Consider the following 19,045-nt stretch of genomic DNA (forward strand, 5'->3'; position numbering starts at 1 on the left):
CCAACATAGCAAGTTAAGACGAAAGTCCCACTATTTTTGCCTAATTACGCAGTAAAATGGCAGCTCTACGCATGATTATTTGTAGGAAGTACCTACAATCAAATACACCGAATCATAGTTATCTTCGGTTCGGCCATAAGCCAAAATGATCGGTCCTATTGGTGAATCGACCCCCGCAAAAACGGAGCCCGCGGTGAACATTGGTGCTTCATCAAGTCTTAAATCATTGTTTGACCAAACACCACCATGTTCAATGGAAGCACCCACATAGAATGGTGACTCAAAGAGACCAAAGTCATTTTCAAACCACTTATAGCGGTAAATAAGACTCGTATAAGCTAAGTTCTGACCGATCATACTATTCCTAGGAATACCAGATAGGTTTAGGAAACCACCGAGCTCTTTGGGATCGATAGGAAAAACCGAGTTTTTGCTTTCTACGATACCGTAATCAAGCTTTGCGACTAAAGTATGCTTCTCAATACTTTGTGCCGCCATGAAATTAGCCGAAAACTCATAGACGGTATCGCTCTCCGAGATTAATTCCGAATTTTCGATAGACGAATCATTCTCAAAATCATCATGAGAGACAAGGTACTCCAAATCGACAAAATAACCTTCGGTCGGCAAACTAAAGTTATCTAATGTATCGAGTCGATAGCTAATGAAGCCGCCAATACGAGTGTACCCGCCATTACCAAGATAAGGCAGCGAAGATACCTCCACATCACCATCGGTATAGCGAGCACCAAATTTAAGTTCTTGCCACAAAGTGGGTTGATAACCTAATGCTAACTCACCCACATACTCTTTATAAGACATGGGAAAGTAGTTTTGAGTTACATCCAATGTAGGCTCTTCGATCTCATCAATATCAACGGGTAAATTTCTTTGTTGATTACTATAAGCAAGAGATGCCGACGTGAATAGCTTTTGACTTGAGAAGAATGGGGAAAAAAGTTCAGCCTCTATACGCTTATCTGTACCCATCTCAACGTTGGTTCTTAGTTCTGCACCGTGTGAGTTGATATCGGTAAAATTAGCAGATACACCAAGCGAATACTGGCTCTCTGTTGAAAAGTCATCTTCAAGGAAAAAACGGAAATTGAGGTAATTAGGCCCCCAAGATTTTTCGTTCACATCGACCTGAAGTTGATCTTCGCCATCGACATTTTCGAACTCATAGGTGATCAACTCAAATCGGTCTAAGGCATACAGATCTTGCACTTTTGATTCAATTTCACTGGTCTTCAGAATCTCACCAGAATCGAGGTTCAAGCGGTTCTCAATCAGCTTATCGGTGTAATGAGTATTATTGTTGATAACAACCCTATCGACGACAGTCTTATCGCCATGTTTCAGCTGCTTTCGAGCTTGCTGCTTATGATCGATATACTTCTGATAGTCTGCGTTAGAGAGTGACAGCTTAGAAAGCTCAGAGCTGTTCTGGATCGCTGCGTCATAACCGGCTTGGTAGGCACCCGGCATTTTATCGAATTCTGTCGTCTCCATTTGCCCAACATCAGGGCGTAAAAAAACATCATCATCCGTCAGTGTCTCAGCTTGCTCTTGAGTGCTGCGTTGGACCAGATAATTAGAAAGTTGGTTAGCTGCCGCTAGAAAATTCGTGAAGTCTTCTTTGCCTTTGTAATTGGTACTGATATCCACCGCAATGACAATGTCCGCTCCCATCGCTCTGGCAACGTCGACTGGCATATTATTGGTGACACCGCCATCAACCAGCATTCGACCATCTAGAGAGTAAGGGGGAAGCGCGCCGGGTACCGACATACTCGCCATCATGGCATCAACAAGGTGACCATGGTCGATGACCACCTCTTCAAGTTCGATGATGTCGGTTGCGACGGAACGGTATGGAATAGCAAGATGATCAAAAGAGTCGAGTGGAGATAGGTTACCTGTGGTCTCTCGCAGAATACGCAACATATTCTGACCTTGCACAACCCCTTTACTTGCTTTGATTTCGCCCCAACCTAAACCGAGGTCAGTGTTCAGTTGGTAGCGGTCTTCATATTCTTTGTCACGTACACGGCGATCACTACGGTTAACACGATCACGATAACCGCGATTCCAATCGACTGTATAAATAAAGCTCTCAATCTCGTCTGCGCTCATCCCTGTCGCATAAAGGCCACCAACGTATGAGCCCATACTAGTACCAGTAATGTAATCAACCGGGATTTGCATTTCTTCTAGGGCTTTAAGCACTCCAATGTGAGCTGCACCTTTGGCCCCACCACCAGCAAGAACGACAGCAACGGTTGGCCTTTTATGAGCTTGTTCAGCCTTCTGAGGTTGATCAACCTGTGTCACGGTAGATGCAAACAGCTGAAAACTGATCACAGTACCGACAATGCCTAAGCCGCTCACCATCCAACGAGAAATCATTCTTTACACTATCCTTGTCATTCTTTTCTGTTACGACTTTACCACTGAAAAAGCTTCTTTAGCCACTGTTTTGGTTGACTTTCACAGCTCTTTTTAATCTTTCCACTTTCATCCCAAACCGGCAATTTAACGGCACCATCACAGTCAAATTCTAAAGCCCCTTGAGCGGTTCGAGTAAAACTTGCCGTCGCAATTCCATTAGGCCAAGGCAATATTAACTGCTCTGGTGTTCTCTGTTTCAAATAATCGGCATAAACACGTAACGCGCCACTGGAGCCCGTTAGTTTAGTCGGCTTATTATCATCACGCCCTAACCAGATGGTGGTAACTTCACGGCCATCAACACCCACAAACCAACTGTCTCGGCTGTCGTTACTGGTGCCTGTTTTACCGGCTAAACCAGCCCATGCAAACTGACCTTGTAGGAAGCGCCCCGTGCCTTCCGACACACCACGCTTCATCGCGTAGGTGGTTAGCCAAGCCGCTTGCTGGTCAACGCTCTGTGATACACGAGGAATCGACTGATACAGAACCTCACCATCATTATCAACCACCGAACGAAGCGCAGACAAAGGTGCGATACGGCCAGAGTTGGTGATGGTTTGGTACATCTGTGCCACCTGGAACGGAGTCAGTGAGAACGAACCCAAAAACATCGATGGCACTGGACGAATTTCATTCTTATCGACGCCCAGTTTTCCAATCGTATCGGAGACGCTATCAATGCCTAACTGCATACCTAAACGAACCGTAGGTACGTTATAAGACTTAGAAAGCGCCACATACAAGGGCACATCTCCACGGAACTTACGATCGAAGTTTCTTGGGCTCCACACACTTCCTTTGCTGCCTTTCAAGCTTAATGGCGTATCCATCAATGTTGTCGCAAGTGTGTACTTGTCAGGTTGTTCCAATGCGGTTAAGTAGATTGCAGGCTTAACTAAAGAACCAATAGGACGACTCGCGTTCAAGGCACGGTTAAAGCCATCGTAGCCAGTACGCTTACCACCAACCATAGCTCGAATTTCACCGGTATTTCTATCTACGGCAATAGCTGCTGCTTCCAGTTTGTTACCTGCGGTTTTCGATAAATCAGGCACCTTGCGTGCAATCGACTTCTCTAACTTGTCTTGGGAAACCGGATCCAGAGAGGTGAAGACTCGAATCCCTTTTTTCGCTTCAAATCGATCACCGACATACTTCTTAAGCTCAATATTGACTTGTTGGAAGTAAGCTGGCTGACGGCTAGCAATACGTGGATTGTCTTGAATATCCAAATCACGACTCGCCGCTTCTTCGTATTGTCGCGGAGTTAATATGTCTTGCTGCATCAATAAGCGAAGAACCAAATCGCGTCGAGTCTTGGCACGCTCAGGATAACGAACCGGATTGTAATACGAAGGTCCTTTCACCATACCCACCAGCAATGCTAGTTGATCAATGCGGAGCTCTTGAATGGGCTGACCGAAGTACAAGCGAGACGCTAAACCGAAGCCATGGATCGCTTGCCCACCATTTTGCCCTAGGTAAACCTCATTTAAGTAAGCCTCTAGGATACGGTCTTTGCTGTAACGATGGTCCAAGATAAGTGCAATGTAAGCTTCACGAACCTTACGCCACAATGTACGTTCACTGGACAAGAACAGGTTTTTTGCCAACTGTTGTGTCAGCGTACTACCACCCTGTACCGTTCGCCCAGCTTTGACGTTAACGACCATTGCACGAGCGATTGCCAGTGGCGACACACCGTCATGTTGATAGAAGTTTCGGTCTTCGGTTGCTAATAAGGCATCAACCATCACTTCTGGGAATTGATTACGTTTTAAGAACAGGCGCTGCTCATCGTTACTTTTCTCAAGCATACCAAGCATTTTCGGTTCAACACGTAGGTAGCCCATGTCGCCTTTCTTCTCTAGCGACTGAATGCGAGTCAACTCGTTACCATTGAAATGCAGCATCACATGACGATCCGCTTCCGGTCCATCGACAAACTCGAACGGACGACGAATCATTTCAATCTTGGTTGAAGAAGAGGAGTATTCGCCCGGGTGACGAGGCGCATTCACCTTACGGTAATTAAGCACATCCAGTTCATTCTTAACCTGTGTCAAACTCACCGGAGTACCCGGAGACAAATCCAACACACGAGCATAAACAACGGTCGGCAAATCAAACAATTGGCCTTCAAAGCGCTGCTTGACCACCGAATCTAGGTAGATACCGACGAACAGCAGTAGCGCAGCCAAGGCTAAGCCCGCTTTCCACGCAATGCCCCAAAGGATCTTCAACCAACCTCGGTTACCCGTTTTTTTGGCTCTTGGTTTGGTCTTCTTCGCGGCGGCTCTCGGTTTTCGAGGCTTGGCTTTGGTCGCTGGTGACTTCTTTGCTGGCGCTTTTTTAGGTGGTGCCTTTTTTGGCGTTAACATTTTGGTCATCATCGGTTCAACTGTCGTTTGGTTTTAGTGGTTGCTACATGGTTAGCAGGATCATCGGGCCAAGGATGTTTTGGGTAACGGCCTTTCATCTCTTTTTGTACTTCTTTGTACGCGCCAGCCCAAAAGCCAGCTAAATCTTGAGTGATTTGCAGTGGTCGCTGCGCTGGAGAAAGTAACTCAAGCACCACCTTTTTACGACCTTGCGCTATCAATGGTGAGTCTTGTTCACCAAAGACTTCTTGCATTCGCACCGAGATCACAGGCTCCGATTGATATTGGTATCGAATCGCCTTTTTACTACCTGTAGGCATCACGTAGTGAGTTGGTAACCATTGATCGATTTCTTGATTCAACGGCCAACCAAGGTAAGCCGATAGTGCTTGTTCAATGGAAACATTCGACAACCCTTTCGCTGACTTTATGCCATTCAAATACGGTGATAACCAAGTATCTAGATGTTCAATTAAGCTAGCATTATCCATCGCAGGCCAATCATGTTCTGGCATCCAAAGCTGAGCGCAACGTACGCGCTCAACTAGCTGCTTCGCGGCAGGCGTCCAATGTAAATGATCAAGCCCACATCGAGCGATATAATTGAGTAGCGCTTGGCTCGCCTGATTCGCACTCGGCTCTGGTAACGCTTTGGTGCTGATAATCAGTTTACCCAAAGAGACTCGCTGCTCGGCAACTAAGCGACCACGCTTTTCATCCCAATCCGCATAATCCGAACAGGCAAAGAGATTTGGAAACGCTTCTTCTAACTGCGCAATATCAACGGCGGTTGCCAAGAAAATCTGACTGGCTCGTCCTGTGCTGCGTATCAAATCAATCACCACGATGTAATCGTTATTCGCCAGTGGATCATCATCACGCACCTCAGCGCCGTGACCATTCGCCAGAAGGAAAGCACTGCTGGTCGCGCTTCTCACTTGTGCAATCCGGTCTGGGAAGGCAAAACAAAGCACTAATGGTAACAATGATTCGTCAAGTTGTGACAAATCTACGTGATGATTGAGTTTGCTGGCGAGACTTTTCGCTCGCTGCATCACCACGCTGTTTTTCGAATGCTTTCTTTGTTTAAGCCGGTGCAACGAATGCTGAATATCAGTGACGTTGCGTTCAGGCTCTTCAAGTAAAGCGGCGGCGACAATCGCAGCATTCAGCAATGCTGGGCTGCCTTGTTGCGCTTTTATCAGCATGCTGACGATACGTGGTTCAAGGCCTAAACGCTGGGCCTGCTTACCTAGCGCCGTAAATTGGCCATTACTATCTAATAGCTCAAGGCTTTGCAGCAGTTGCTTGGCTTGTTCCACTGAAGCTTGTGGCGGAATATCTAGCCATTGCAACTCGTCTGCATTTGCAGCGCCCCACTGCGTCAATTCAGCCACCAGCGAAGAGAGATCTGAATGTAGAATTTCAGGCTCAGGTACAGCAGGTTGCTGCATCAGCTGCGTTTCGCTGTACAAACGAACGCACAAGCCCTCTTCAATTCGTCCCGCACGACCCGCTCGTTGCTCAGCTGAAGATTGCGAGATTTTCACTTGCTCAAGCTTAGTAATACCAGTTTTCAGATCGAACTTCGCCACACGTTCAAGCCCGGAATCGACCACCAGTCGAATACCTTCAATCGTCAAAGAAGTCTCAGCAATATTGGTGGCTAACACCACCTTTCGACGCCCTTTCTCTGATGGCGCGATCGCTTTCTGCTGTTGAGGAAAGCTGAGTTGCCCATACAAAGGACACACATCGATATCGCTAGAGAGTTGTTCTAATTGCGACTCCACCTGCTTAATCGCAGACACTCCTGGTAAAAATGCTAATAACGAACCGGATTCCTTCTCCATCAAAGAGCGAATTACATTAGCCATTTTAGGGGCTAAATATTCATTAGTACTGAGAGGTTGATAACGGAAGTCGACCGGAAAAGTACGACCTTGAGATTCAACATATTTGGCATTCGGCAATAAAGACTGCAGCGCTTGTTGATCTAAGGTTGCCGACATCACAACCACTTTCAGATCATCACGTAGCGCCTCTTGGATCTCTAGACTAAACGCCAAAGCGGTATCGGCATGAATGCTGCGTTCGTGGAATTCATCGAAGATCACCATATCCACCCCGGTCAGTTCAGGGTCGGTTTGGATCATTCTTGTCATGATCCCTTCGGTAACGATCTCCAAGCGAGTTGCACTGCTGGTTTTAGATTCACCACGAACTCTAAAACCTATGCTCTCCCCGACCTTCTCTCCCAATTGGCTCGCCAAGTAAGTCGCAATATTTCTTGCCGCCAAACGCCTAGGTTCAAGCATGATAATTTTGCCTTGAACGGCATTGGTCTTAACCAGTTGTAAAGGGAAGAATGTTGACTTACCTGCACCGGGAGCGGCCTTTAGAATAAGTTGAGTGTGTGTTTCTACGCCAGCGAGCAGATCTGGCATCACAGCTTCTATGGGCAGTTGTGGCAATGGGAGAACCTTGTGGTGTAATGTTGGCAACATTGTACATAAAAACCTACTCGTCTAAATAAGTAATATGCACTTCAATCCGCCATTAGAGTCAGCGACTCTTATCAAACGCTATAAACGTTTTCTCACTGACATCAAACTTCCTGACGGCAGCGAGCGTACTATTCACTGTGCTAACACTGGAGCGATGACAGGGTGTGCGACCCCAGGTAACACCGTTTGGTACTCAACATCTGATAATGCAAAAAGAAAGTACCCAAACAGCTGGGAGATCTCAGAAACAGACAAAGGTCATCGTATTTGTGTAAATACTGCGCGGGCAAACCAGCTAGCAGTGGAAGCAATTGAAAATGGGACTATAGTTGAACTCTTAGGTTATAACGCGTTACGAACCGAAGTGAAATATGGCAGTGAGAATAGTCGCATTGATATTCTACTTGAAGATAACGAAAAGCCGCCTTGCTATATCGAAGTAAAAAGCGTCACTTTGCTCGACGAGCAAGAAACCTCTACTAAAGGGCAAGGCTTTTTCCCTGATGCGGTCACAACCAGAGGCCAAAAACATCTGCGTGAACTCACAGAAATGGTCGAATCTGGAAATAGAGCCGTACTTTTATTCACTGTTTTACATTCAGGTATTGAAAAAGTGTCTGCGGCACACCATATAGACGCCAAATATTCGTTATTACTAAAACAAGCACAAGACGCTGGAGTTGAAGTGCTTTGCTATAAAGCAGAGCTCAGCAGTACTCAAATACAACTAAAACAAGCTGTTGAATTTATCAATAGCTAAGCAAAGATGCTGACCTAATCACATTGATTGCAAGTTTGAATAAGAGTATTTGCCACCATTCGTTCTTTCTGCTATAGATACCCGCCTTAAAATTAGCTGCTTTGCAGTTGACTAGGTGTAAATAGGAGATGCTGTATGCCAGAATCTAAGAAAAAAGCGCTAGGCATCCTAGCCATCGCAGGTGTTGAACCGTACCAAGAGAAGCCAGGTGAAGAGTACATGTCACCTGAGCAAACGGAACATTTTACAAAAATTTTAGCAGCTTGGCGCAACCAGCTCAGGGAAGAAGTTGATCGTACTGTGCACCACATGCAGGACGAAGCAGCGAATTTCCCAGACCCAGTTGACCGTGCTTCTCAAGAAGAAGAATTCAGCCTAGAGTTACGTAACCGTGACCGTGAGCGTCGTCTTATCAAAAAAATTGAGAAGACATTAGACAAGATCGAAGAAGACGATTTCGGCTTCTGTGATTCTTGCGGTATCGAGATTGGCATTCGTCGCCTTGAAGCTCGTCCAACTGCTGATCTTTGTATTGACTGTAAAACACTTGCAGAGATCAAAGAGAAACAGATGCAAGGTTAATTCTTGCAGATGTAAAGAAAGGGAGCCTTGGCTCCCTTTTTTGTTTGTTATCCAAGCGAAGTATTTCACACGCTTGATAGTAAATAGCAGCTTTAAGCCTTAGTTCTACGCATTAAAGCTCTTGTTAAACGTCTTAAGAATCGGCTACTGCGGTACCATTTAGATTAGGTTGTTCACTCATGAATTATATCGGGCGCTTTGCACCATCACCGTCAGGTCCTCTTCATTTTGGCTCACTTGTTGCTGCTCTTGGTAGCTACTTTCAAGCGAAATCTAACCAAGGAAAATGGTTAGTTCGTATGGAAGACCTAGATCCTCCACGAGAAATGGCCGGCGCTGCAGACCTCATTCTTAAGACACTTGAGGCTTACCACCTATTTTGGGATGGCGAAGTCGTCTATCAAAGCCAGCGTCATGGCTTGTATCAAGCTCAAATCGATCAATGGGTCGCTGACAATCAAGCCTACTACTGCCAATGCACCCGCAAGCAGATAAAGGCTTTGGGTGGCTTTTACAATGGTCACTGTCGAGATGCAGGCTTAATCGATTCAGGTGAACAGGCGGTGCGCTTGCGCATGGATTTTCCTGTAGAGTCCTTTGATGATGTTCGCCACGGCACCATTCAAATCCCTAAAGCATTGGCTGAAGAAGATTTTATTATAAAACGCAGAGATGGATTGTTTGCCTATAACTTGGCCGTTGTCCTAGATGACATCGAACAAGGAGTAACAGAAGTTGTAAGAGGCGCAGACCTGATAGAGCCAACAGGTCGACAAATCAGTTTGTACAAGACGCTCAAGCAAAAAACAGTCAGCTACCTGCACTTACCATTGGCAACCGATGGCTTGGGGAATAAACTGTCAAAACAGAACCATGCCACCGCGATAGATATCGACAATCCAAAACCAACGTTACTCAACGCGATGCGATTCTTAGGTTTTGATATCCCGACAGCCCTTTGTGAGGCTTCAATGGATGAGATTTTATTGTGGGGCAGCCAGCAATGGAACGTCAGTCAGTTACCTGATAGTTTACAAAAAGAGCACTGTAATTAGCTCGAAACTCACGGCAAATAGCAAAAACGACACATAAAAATGCCATAACCAACCACTGTGGTTAAGCAGACGATGTTCTCAAATGGCTCGCGCTAGGCTATTATTAGCCGCAATTAAACTCTGCACTACCACTTTGGACTAAGAGAAAAACAAAGTTGGCGATACCTACTTTGTTCTAAACTAATGAATACAAACGACAATACCCCAAGCGAACAACGCGGATTCCACGAATTAGCTCTGAATATTTATACTCGTCAAGAGCACAATATTTCACGCAAGCAGATCAGCGACAACGCACTAAAAGTGCTATATCGCCTGAATGGTGCGGGTTTTGACGCATTTCTAGTCGGTGGTGGTGTGCGCGATATCTTATTAGGCTCTCAGCCAAAAGATTTTGATATTGCGACCAACGCAACGCCAGAGCAAATCAAACACCTCTTCAGAAACTGTCGCCTTATCGGTCGCCGTTTCCGCTTGGCACATATCATGTTTGGTCGCGACATCATTGAAGTGGCAACTTTCCGTGGTCACCACCAAGAACCATCGAAAAACGTGTCTGCACAATCTAAAGAAGGCATGCTACTGCGCGATAACGTGTACGGCAGTGTTGATGAAGATGCAGAACGCCGTGATTTCACAATCAACGCGATGTACTACAACATTGCAGACTACAGCATCCACGATTACGCGGGTGGTGTAGAAGATTTAGAAGATAAACTGATCCGCCTGATTGGTGATCCAGAAACACGTTACCGCGAAGACCCAGTACGTATGCTACGTGCAATGCGCTTCGCCGCTAAACTGGATTTCGATATTGAAGAAGACACAGCTGACCCAATTGAAGAGTTAGCTCACCTCCTAAGAGATATCCCTGCAGCGCGCCTTTACGAAGAGTCTCTGAAATTGCTGCAATCAGGTCACGGTTTAGAAACCTACCACCTGATGCGCGAGTACAATCTATTCCAACAGATGTTCCCAGCGGTAGCTGAGCACTTCACAGAAGATTACGACTCTCACACAGAGCAGATGCTTGATTTGGTTCTCGATTCAACCGACCTTCGCATCGAAGATGGTAAGCGAGTAAACCCAGCATTCATGTTCGCAGCGATGCTTTGGTACCCAATGAACAAGCTGGCAGACAAACTTGTCGCTGAACAGGGTATGGCACACTACGATGCGATCATGGAAGCGAGTAACATCATTCTAGATCAGCAAGTAAAGTCTATTGCTATTCCTCGTCGTCACACCGCAACCATTCGCGAAGTTTGGCAACTGCAACTTCGACTGCCTCGTCGCAACGGTAAACGCGCTGTTCGCCTTATGGAGCTCAACAAGTTCCGTGCAGGCTACGATTTCCTAGAAATGCGTGGTGAGATTGAAGGTGGCGAAACCAAAGAGTTAGCAAAATGGTGGGAGCGTTATCAGACTGCAGGTCGCAACATGCGTCAAGCAATGGCTAACGACGTTGCAGCACCATCAAAGTCAGGCCATCGTCGCCGTAAGACTTACCGAAACAAAAAGAGTAAGCAATCCGAATGATAACTGCTTACATTGCGGTCGGCAGCAACCTTGCCGACCCAGTTGGCCAAGCAAATTTGGCTATCGAAACGCTAAAAAGCCTACCGCGATCAACGTTTATTGCGACCTCTCAGCTATATAGTAGCACTCCAATGGGGCCGCAAAATCAACCGGACTACATCAACGCGGTAGTCGCTATCCAGACCGAATTAACGCCAATTGAACTACTTGATTGCACTCAAAAGATCGAGTTAGAGCAAGGGCGCGTCCGTAAAGACGAACGTTGGGGTCCAAGAACCTTGGATCTCGACATTGTGTTATACGGCAATGAGGTGATCGATTCAGAGCGCTTAATCGTTCCTCATTATGGAATGAAAGAACGAGAGTTCGTACTCTATCCGCTTGCTGAAATCGCACCAAGTTTACAACTCCCTGATGGGACTGAGCTGACAGAACTACTGAAAATAGTAGATAAGAACGGGCTCAATGTTTGGCAACAATAGCCAAGCGCATTAAGGAAAACCAATGAAAAAAGTAACCATTAACGACCTGATCAAATGCAAACGTGAAGGCCGTAAATTCGCGACGTCGACAGCTTATGATGCGAGCTTTGCTCAATTATTCGAAAGCCAAGAGATGCCTGTACTGCTTGTCGGTGATTCACTGGGTATGGTTTTACAAGGCCATAACGATACATTACCAGTAACCGTTGAAGACATTGCTTATCATACTCGCTCAGTGCGTGCTGGTAGCCCAAACTGTCTTCTTATGGCTGACATGCCTTTCATGAGCTACGCAACACCAGAGCAAGCTTGTGAGAGCGCAGCTACCTTGATGCGTGCTGGCGCGAACATGGTAAAAATCGAAGGCGGAAGCTGGTTGGTTGATACTGTGAAGATGCTAACAGAACGTGCAGTGCCAGTATGTGCACACTTAGGCTTAACGCCTCAATCTGTGAACATCTTTGGTGGTTACAAGGTTCAAGGTCGCGACGACGATCAAGCAGATAAAATGGTTGCTGACGCACTAGCGCTACAAAACGCAGGTGCTCAAATCGTTCTACTTGAATGTGTACCCGCTTCATTGGCAAAACGAATTACAGAAGCTTGTCACGTGCCAGTAATCGGTATCGGCGCAGGTAATGTTACCGATGGTCAGATCTTGGTTATGCATGACATGTTCGGTATTTCTGCGAACTACATGCCGAAGTTCTCTAAGAATTTCCTAGCAGAAACAGGTGATATGCGTAAAGCAGTAGCTCTATACAAAGAAGAAGTAGAGAGCGCGCGCTTCCCTGATGAAGCTCATACAATCGCTTAGGAGTAAGTATGCAAACTTTTGCTGAGATAGCGGCTCTTCGTGAGCAGATTAAACAGTTTAAGCGTGATGGACGTACGGTTGCTTTTGTACCGACAATGGGAAACCTGCATGAAGGTCACCTGACTCTTGTAAAGAAAGCTCGTGAACTGGCAGACATTGTTGTGGTAAGTATCTTTGTAAACCCAATGCAGTTTGACCGTGCCGACGACCTAAACAACTACCCTCGAACGTTAGAAGCAGATTTAAGCAAACTGACAGGCGAAGGCGTTGAGCTAGTATTTACACCCACGCCAGATGTGATGTACCCAGAGGGATTAGACAAACAAACGTTTGTTGAGGTCCCAGGCATATCTCACATGCTTGAAGGTGCGTCTCGTCCAGGTCACTTCCGTGGCGTAGCGACGATTGTCACCAAGCTGTTTAACATTGTTCAGCCAGATTTTGCATGCTTCGGCAAAAAAGACTTCCAGCAGCTTGCTGTTATTCGCCAGATGACCACTGACTTAGCGTTAGACATTAAAGTTGTGGGCGTTGCGACTGTTCGTGAAATGGATGGCTTAGCAATGAGCTCTCGCAATAGCAACCTAACGATTGACGAGCGCCAACGAGCGCCAGTTCTAGCGCGTACTATGCGCTGGATCAGCAGTGCTATTCGTGGTGGTCGCGATGACTACACATCAGTGATTGAAGATGCAACCGACCAGCTACGCGCTGCCGATCTTGAACCAGATGAGATATTCATTTGTGATGCGAAAACGCTGCAAGCGATCACTCCAGAATCAACTCAAGCTGTGATTCTAATGTCGGCTTTCCTAGGTAAGACTCGCCTTATCGACAACCAAGTTTTAGATTTGGTCACGGAAACCAAAGAAGAAGTGAAAGAAGAAGTAACTGAATAATCAGTTTCTGCTCCTAACGCAAAACATAAAAAAGGTCGATTATATATCGACCTTTTTCTTTGCCTGCGATTCAGGAGCATTAATAAATCCTGGATAATTACGTATTAGCTACGTAAGCCGATACCCTTAGTCACTAGGTAGTGTGCAATACCATACAACGCTACGATAAACACACCCAATACACCAAACGACGTCACAATACCCACATCAGACACACCCAAGAAGCCATATCTGAACGCGTTAACCATGTACACGATAGGGTTCAACTTCGATACACCTTGCCAGAACTCAGGCAACAGGCTAATTGAGTAGAACACACCACCAAGATAGGTCAGCGGCGTCAGGATGAAGGTCGGAATGATCGAGATATCATCAAACGTGCGTGCGAACACCGCGTTAATCAAACCACCCAGAGCGAACACAACTGAAGTTAAAAATACCGTCGCAATGATCACGCCCCAATGGTCAACTTGTAGGTCGACAAAGAACAAAGATACAAACGTGACTATGGTACCCACTAACAATCCACGAACCACCCCCCCCATTACGAAGCCAGCGATAATCACGTAATTAGGAACAGGTGCCACAAGCAACTCTTCAATGTTCTTTTGGAACTTAGCACTAAAGAATGAAGAAGCAACGTTGGAATATGAATTGGTGATCACCGACATCATGATCAGGCCAGGAACAATGTATTCCATGTAGCTAAAGCCGTTCATTTCACCAATACGTGCACCGATAAGATTACCGAAGATAATGAAATAAAGCGTCATGGTAATCGCAGGTGGAACCAACGTTTGCACCCAGATACGAGTAAAGCGATTGATCTCTTTGGTCAACAAACTGCAGAAAGCTGTCCAATATAGGCTGTACATATTACTTACTCCCCTCACGGACAATACTCACAAATAATTCTTCTAGACGGTTTGCTTTGTTACGCATAGAAAGGACTTTAACCTGTTGCTCGCTCAATTGAGCAAAGATGGTATTCAAACCTAGGTTCTTATCGATTTCGATTTCTAGCGAGCCATTAAGCATGACTTGGCTATTCACACCTTCAAGCTTAGGTTCTGTCGCGCCCTCTTCCAGATCCAGAATAAAGGTCTCAGCACTCAACTTGCCCAGCAGCGCTTTCATGGTTGTATTCTCAATCAACTCACCGCGATTGATGATGCCAATGTTACGACACAGCATTTCTGCTTCTTCTAGATAGTGCGTGGTCAAGATAATGGTAATGTCCTGCTTCTCATTGATCTCTTTTAGGAATTCCCACATTGAACGACGCAGTTCAATATCGACACCCGCAGTTGGTTCATCAAGGATCAACAAATGAGGTTCATGCATCAATGCACGCGCAATCATCAAACGACGCTTCATACCACCAGACAAGTTACGCGCACGTTCACCACGTTTTTCCCACAAATCGAGTTGAGATAGGTACTTTTTCGCTCGCTCTTTCGCCAATGCTTTTGGCACGCCATAATAGCCCGCCTGTTGCAACACGATCTGTTCAACGGTTTCGAACGGGTTAAAGTTGAACTCTTGAGGCACAAGGCCTAGGTTCTGCTTCGCCAACTCCAGATCGGTATCAATGTCGTAACCGAACACTTTAACCTTGCCTGAAGTTTTATTTACCAGTGAAGAGATAACACCAATTGTGGTTGATTTACCCGCACCATTTGGACCAAGTAGTGCGTAAAAGTCGCCTTTTTCTACTTGTAAACTAACGCCCTTAAGAGCCTCGAAGCCCCCAGCATAAGTTTTTCTTAATTGCTCAATTTCTAATGCATACATAGAGATAGACTGCCATTTGCTATAGATAAGATGTCGACGACCGAGCTTGAGGAGAGAGTAATGCTTAAAACGGCTAGCAGAAAACTAACCCAAACTTGTTTACTCGGCCATTTTGCAAACAAGTTTATCGTTGATTAACGATGAATACAAATATCGTGTGAGAGTTTCTTTCGAAAACAAATAAGAATATTGGCTAAGTGAAGACCAAATCAGCGTTCAATAAATATAAAAATGCCGCTAAGTTATTCACTTAGCGGCATTAATGATCAGTCATGAATTGAGCGTCTATAGCTCATTCATGTCACCTTATTACTGAATAATTAAACAGCCTCAAATTGATGTTCATCTCTGTCGACATAGCTTGTTGCGGCCGTCAGGGCTTCGTATCTGAATCGGTAAGTATTGGACTCAGGAACCAAGTCAATCACATGGAACTTCTCAAGCTGCTGACGCGTATTCTCGTTTGGACACAACAAATACACCTCACATTGCGCATCTAGAGCATCCTTAATGGCATTCTCCAGCGCTAGACCAACGGTTACATCAATCATCGGAACGTCCGTTAAATCTAGAATCATCGCTTCATAGTCAGAGATACTCGAGTGCTGGCGTGAAATCGCCTTAGAAACACTGAAGATCATTGGCCCAGAAAGATAGAAGAACAGAACTTTACCATTCGCGCTATCGAGCAGCTGACGTTCACTATCAGTGAGTGGAATATCGTCTTCATCATCGCCATCACTGATCGCCTTAACTTGTCTGGCTTGCTCTCGGCTCAATCTTTCAATAATCAGAATATTCGAGATAAAGACACCCAGCCCAACAGCAATAATCAGGTCAACGAATACGGTTAGCAACATTACGCCATACATAACGCCCATGCCCGCATAACTCACCTTGTGCGCACGCTGAATAAAGCTCCAATCGAGAATGTTGAAGCCCACATACATCGCGATACCTGCCAACACCGCCATAGGAATAGGTTCGGTTAAGCCACCCGCGACCAATACCACCAACGCCAGAACTAATGCACGAACAACACCTGATAGTGGAGAACGAGCACCTACTTGGATATTGGTGACCGTCCCCATAGTAGCGCCCGCGCCCGGCAAAGCGCCGAACAAGCCAGAAATCATATTCGCAATACCTTGGCCACGAAGTTCTTTGTCTGAGTCATGCTCTTTACGAGTCAGTGAATCTCCGATAACCGCGGTCAGAAGCGTATCAATACAGCCAAGAGTACCCAGTACTAAGGCATCAATAACCATGGTAGTAAACTGCTCAGCGTTGATCGTAGGGATAACGAGAGAAGGCAAACCGGCTGGAATTTCACCAATACGGCGAATAGAGTCAGTATCAAAAATAATGACTGACAAGAGCGTCACTGCAACCAAAGCGACCAGTTGAGCAGGCACATACTTACGGTACTTAGCTGGAAAACCGAAAAGAATACCGAGCGTCAATGCCCCTAAAAACAGTTCGCTCACTTTTAGGTTTGCTAGTGTATCTGGAAGCGCAGAGAGCGTGCCCATCACACCACCGGAAGGTGCAGCATGTCCTAATAAAGGGGACAACTGCAGAATAATTAGAATAACGCCGATGCCCGACATAAACCCGGAGATCACGCTATATGGCATCAAAGTAACGTATTTTCCGAGCTTTAATGTACCGAGTAATATCTGAAAAGCACCAGCCATCATTACCACGGTAAAGGTCATTGCCATTCCGGTTTCAGGATACTTGGCCACCATGCTGGTCATGACTGCCGTCATGATCACCGTCATCGGGCCGGTCGGCTCAGAAATCAGGCTGCTCGAGCCACCAAACAATGCCGCAAATAGGCCAACCATGATGGCGCCCCAAAGGCCAGCTTCCGCGCCCGCGCCAGAAGCAACACCAAATGCCAATGCTAAAGGCAACGAGATGATGGCTGTAGTGACACCGCCAAACATATCCCCTTTGAGATTGATATCCGTAAAACGACTTCCAAACAAAACACACCTTCCTGATGATGAAATGACAAACCTTATCACTTTAACAAATGTATCAAGTGTTCAGAAAGTGTTAATTCAATCACATTATTCATGTCTTATAACCGGATCATAGCTTCTACACTAAGTTAATGATTTTAACGACTAGTACACGTCAGATGAGTACTATTTGACACAGTTTTTACGAGATTGAATTTGTAACATTGTGTATAGTTGAGATTCTTAATTAAGGGATGTAAGACGCAAAATGCCAGAGATTAAACAGCTTTTTGAAAACAACTCTAAATGGTCAGAAGAAATTCGCTCAGAGCGACCAGAGTATTTTACAACGCTTGAAGAGGGTCAAAACCCTGGTTTCCTATGGATCGGCTGCTCTGATAGCCGTGTACCGGCCGAGCGTCTCACTGGTTTGTATTCTGGCGAACTGTTTGTTCATCGAAACGTTGCTAACCAAGTGGTTCATACCGACCTAAACTGCCTGTCTGTTGTGCAGTACGCGGTCGATGTACTCAAAGTTAAACACATTATTGTTTGTGGCCACTACGGTTGTGGCGGTGTTAACGCGGCGATTGATAACCCTAAACTTGGTCTAATCAATAACTGGTTACTTCACATCCGCGACAATTACCTAAAATACCGTAAGCAGATCGAAGGGCTTCCTCGTGAGCAATGGGGTGACAAACTGTGCGAGATTAACGTCGCAGAACAGGTTTATAACCTAGGTAACTCAACCATTATGCAAAACGCATGGGAGAGAGGCCAAGAGGTTGAAATCCACGGTGTGGTTTACGGCATTGGCGATGGCAAGTTACAAGACCTTGGCGTACGTTGCTCGAGTAACGATACCCTAGAGAACAGTCACTTAGAGGCATTAAATAAGATCTTAACAACGCCTCTGCTTAGTCAACAAAGCTAGCCCCTTCCGTAATAAATACAAAAAGCCCGCATATGCGGGCTTTTTAATGACTTCTAACCGACAAGCGTAATGATTACTCTTGAGGTACTACCTTACCGATGTATGGTAGGTGACGATATTTTTGTGCGTAGTCGATACCAACACCAACAACGAACTCATCTGGGATTTCAAAACCAATCCACTTTGTATCTACAGTCACTTCACGGCGAGAAGGTTTGTCTAATAGCGTACAAATTTCGATAGACTTAGGACCACGTAGGCTTAGAATCTCTTTCACTTTAGTCAGCGTGTTACCCGTATCGATAATATCTTCTACAAGTAGAACATCTTTACCTTGGATATCATCATCAAGGTCTTTCAAAATACGAACATCACGTGAGCTTTCCATGCCGTTGCCGTAGCTAGACGCGGTCATGAAATCAACTTGGTGAGTTAAATCGATAGCACGAGCAAGATCCGCCATAAAGACAAAAGATCCACGCAATAAGCCAACTAAAACTAGATCTTCACTACCCTTGTAGTGTTCCGTGATCTGTTTGCCTAGTTCGTTCACTCGATCCTGAACTTCTTGCTCAGAGATCATGACTTCAACTGTATGCTTCATACTGCTCTCATTTTATTTGGTGATTGCGACGAATGTTGACAGTTTCGTCAGTTGTGTCGCTCAATTTTGTGCGTAAGTCTAGCACTGCTCAAATACCCACACCACCTTATGGTTCGAATTTACTGTCAGATTCTCAATGAAATGTGCGCTGGTGCCTTATCCAATACTCGTCTCCTTTCACATCAATGCTGATCACGCTTTATGTATCAAGTTTGATGTAACTGTCTATAAAACAAGCTGAAAGGATTGACCATTCGCATATGC

General features: G+C 45.6%; 15 protein-coding genes. 8 read left to right on the forward strand and 7 right to left on the reverse strand.

Translation table 11 applies throughout. From position 1 onward, the window contains the following. Positions 1–75: 75 nt before the first annotated feature. Genes L4C44_RS14225 through hrpB form a run of 3 tightly spaced genes read right to left on the reverse strand, consistent with a single transcriptional unit; the run spans position 76 to position 7,282 of the window. The gene (locus L4C44_RS14225; protein ID WP_428805281.1) at positions 76–2,409 is read right to left on the reverse strand and encodes a patatin-like phospholipase family protein; all 2,334 of its coding nucleotides are present in this window, start codon (positions 2,407–2,409) and stop codon (positions 76–78) included. Positions 2,410–2,447: 38 nt separating this feature from the next. Beyond that, a complete protein-coding gene (gene mrcB / locus L4C44_RS14230; RefSeq protein WP_146490635.1) occupies positions 2,448–4,847 on the reverse strand; it encodes a penicillin-binding protein 1B in 2,400 nt (799 codons plus the stop codon). Continuing rightward, positions 4,844–7,282: an ATP-dependent helicase HrpB gene (gene hrpB / locus L4C44_RS14235; protein WP_428805311.1), complete on the reverse strand. Its 2,439-nt coding sequence runs from the start codon at positions 7,280–7,282 to the stop codon at positions 4,844–4,846. The genes mrcB and hrpB overlap by 4 nt, the downstream gene beginning before the upstream one ends. Before the next feature lie 94 nt (positions 7,283–7,376). Here hrpB and sfsA point away from each other — a divergent pair, with 94 nt between their 5' ends. The 7 genes from sfsA to panC all read left to right on the forward strand — a co-directional run bounded on the left by sfsA (position 7,377) and on the right by panC (position 13,476). Beyond that, positions 7,377–8,102 (forward strand): DNA/RNA nuclease SfsA, encoded by a 726-nt coding sequence (sfsA, locus tag L4C44_RS14240; RefSeq protein ID WP_327783530.1) that lies wholly within the window; start codon positions 7,377–7,379, stop codon positions 8,100–8,102. A gap of 135 nt (positions 8,103–8,237) precedes the next feature. Then, the gene (dksA, locus tag L4C44_RS14245; RefSeq protein WP_004738189.1) at positions 8,238–8,684 is read left to right on the forward strand and encodes an RNA polymerase-binding protein DksA; all 447 of its coding nucleotides are present in this window, start codon (positions 8,238–8,240) and stop codon (positions 8,682–8,684) included. A 179-nt stretch (positions 8,685–8,863) separates the two neighbouring features. Continuing rightward, on the forward strand, positions 8,864–9,739 hold the full coding sequence (gene gluQRS / locus L4C44_RS14250) for a tRNA glutamyl-Q(34) synthetase GluQRS (protein WP_372383841.1): 876 nt from the start codon (positions 8,864–8,866) through the stop codon (positions 9,737–9,739). A gap of 183 nt (positions 9,740–9,922) precedes the next feature. Further along, a complete protein-coding gene (pcnB, locus tag L4C44_RS14255; protein WP_017059432.1) occupies positions 9,923–11,278 on the forward strand; it encodes a polynucleotide adenylyltransferase PcnB in 1,356 nt (451 codons plus the stop codon). After that, complete coding sequence (folK, locus tag L4C44_RS14260; protein ID WP_372383840.1) at positions 11,275–11,760, forward strand: 2-amino-4-hydroxy-6-hydroxymethyldihydropteridine diphosphokinase; 486 nt, start codon at positions 11,275–11,277, stop codon at positions 11,758–11,760. Before pcnB ends, folK begins: the two co-directional genes overlap by 4 nt. 22 nt (positions 11,761–11,782) lie before the next feature. Continuing rightward, positions 11,783–12,577, forward strand: coding sequence for a 3-methyl-2-oxobutanoate hydroxymethyltransferase (panB, locus tag L4C44_RS14265; RefSeq protein WP_372383839.1), 795 nt, complete (start codon positions 11,783–11,785; stop codon positions 12,575–12,577). An 8-nt stretch (positions 12,578–12,585) separates the two neighbouring features. Then, positions 12,586–13,476, forward strand: coding sequence for a pantoate--beta-alanine ligase (gene panC / locus L4C44_RS14270; protein WP_428805282.1), 891 nt, complete (start codon positions 12,586–12,588; stop codon positions 13,474–13,476). 104 nt (positions 13,477–13,580) lie between these two features. Here panC and L4C44_RS14275 read toward each other — a convergent pair whose 3' ends face one another. The 3 genes from L4C44_RS14275 to L4C44_RS14285 form a co-directional block, all read right to left on the reverse strand. Further along, the gene (locus tag L4C44_RS14275; RefSeq protein ID WP_239833496.1) at positions 13,581–14,351 is read right to left on the reverse strand and encodes an ABC transporter permease; all 771 of its coding nucleotides are present in this window, start codon (positions 14,349–14,351) and stop codon (positions 13,581–13,583) included. Position 14,352: 1 nt separating this feature from the next. Further along, positions 14,353–15,270 carry an ABC transporter ATP-binding protein gene (locus tag L4C44_RS14280; protein WP_428805283.1) on the reverse strand — a complete coding sequence of 306 codons (918 nt, stop codon included), beginning with the start codon at positions 15,268–15,270 and terminating at the stop codon, positions 14,353–14,355. 320 nt (positions 15,271–15,590) lie between these two features. Next, the gene (locus tag L4C44_RS14285; RefSeq protein WP_186728040.1) at positions 15,591–17,222 is read right to left on the reverse strand and encodes a SulP family inorganic anion transporter; all 1,632 of its coding nucleotides are present in this window, start codon (positions 17,220–17,222) and stop codon (positions 15,591–15,593) included. 286 nt (positions 17,223–17,508) lie between these two features. On the opposite strand from L4C44_RS14285, the gene can reads away from it, so the two are divergent. Further along, positions 17,509–18,177, forward strand: coding sequence for a carbonate dehydratase (can, locus tag L4C44_RS14290; protein WP_428805284.1), 669 nt, complete (start codon positions 17,509–17,511; stop codon positions 18,175–18,177). Positions 18,178–18,250: 73 nt separating this feature from the next. Here the strand turns inward: can and hpt are convergent, their stop codons facing one another. Further along, positions 18,251–18,781 carry a hypoxanthine phosphoribosyltransferase gene (gene hpt / locus L4C44_RS14295; protein WP_017633235.1) on the reverse strand — a complete coding sequence of 177 codons (531 nt, stop codon included), beginning with the start codon at positions 18,779–18,781 and terminating at the stop codon, positions 18,251–18,253. Positions 18,782–19,045: the final 264 nt, after the last annotated feature.

Origin of the sequence: Vibrio satsumensis, assembly GCF_050337435.1 — a bacterium.
GTDB lineage: Bacteria > Pseudomonadota > Gammaproteobacteria > Enterobacterales > Vibrionaceae > Vibrio > Vibrio satsumensis.

Bases quoted from the DNA above. Each gene is read 5' to 3' on its own strand.
- L4C44_RS14225 (WP_428805281.1), bottom strand. From the start codon at position 2,409: ATGATTTCTCGTTGGATGGTGAGCGGCTTAGGCATTGTCGGTACTGTG.
- mrcB (WP_146490635.1), bottom strand. From the start codon at position 4,847: ATGATGACCAAAATGTTAACGCCAAAAAAGGCACCACCTAAAAAAGCG.
- hrpB (WP_428805311.1), bottom strand. From the start codon at position 7,282: ATGCCAGATCTGCTCGCTGGCGTAGAAACACACACTCAACTTATTCTA.
- sfsA (WP_327783530.1), top strand. From the start codon at position 7,377: ATGCACTTCAATCCGCCATTAGAGTCAGCGACTCTTATCAAACGCTAT.
- dksA (WP_004738189.1), top strand. From the start codon at position 8,238: ATGCCAGAATCTAAGAAAAAAGCGCTAGGCATCCTAGCCATCGCAGGT.
- gluQRS (WP_372383841.1), top strand. From the start codon at position 8,864: ATGAATTATATCGGGCGCTTTGCACCATCACCGTCAGGTCCTCTTCAT.
- pcnB (WP_017059432.1), top strand. From the start codon at position 9,923: ATGAATACAAACGACAATACCCCAAGCGAACAACGCGGATTCCACGAA.
- folK (WP_372383840.1), top strand. From the start codon at position 11,275: ATGATAACTGCTTACATTGCGGTCGGCAGCAACCTTGCCGACCCAGTT.
- panB (WP_372383839.1), top strand. From the start codon at position 11,783: ATGAAAAAAGTAACCATTAACGACCTGATCAAATGCAAACGTGAAGGC.
- panC (WP_428805282.1), top strand. From the start codon at position 12,586: ATGCAAACTTTTGCTGAGATAGCGGCTCTTCGTGAGCAGATTAAACAG.
- L4C44_RS14275 (WP_239833496.1), bottom strand. From the start codon at position 14,351: ATGTACAGCCTATATTGGACAGCTTTCTGCAGTTTGTTGACCAAAGAG.
- L4C44_RS14280 (WP_428805283.1), bottom strand. From the start codon at position 15,270: ATGTATGCATTAGAAATTGAGCAATTAAGAAAAACTTATGCTGGGGGC.
- L4C44_RS14285 (WP_186728040.1), bottom strand. From the start codon at position 17,222: ATGTTTGGCGGTGTCACTACAGCCATCATCTCGTTGCCTTTAGCATTG.
- can (WP_428805284.1), top strand. From the start codon at position 17,509: ATGCCAGAGATTAAACAGCTTTTTGAAAACAACTCTAAATGGTCAGAA.
- hpt (WP_017633235.1), bottom strand. From the start codon at position 18,781: ATGAAGCATACAGTTGAAGTCATGATCTCTGAGCAAGAAGTTCAGGAT.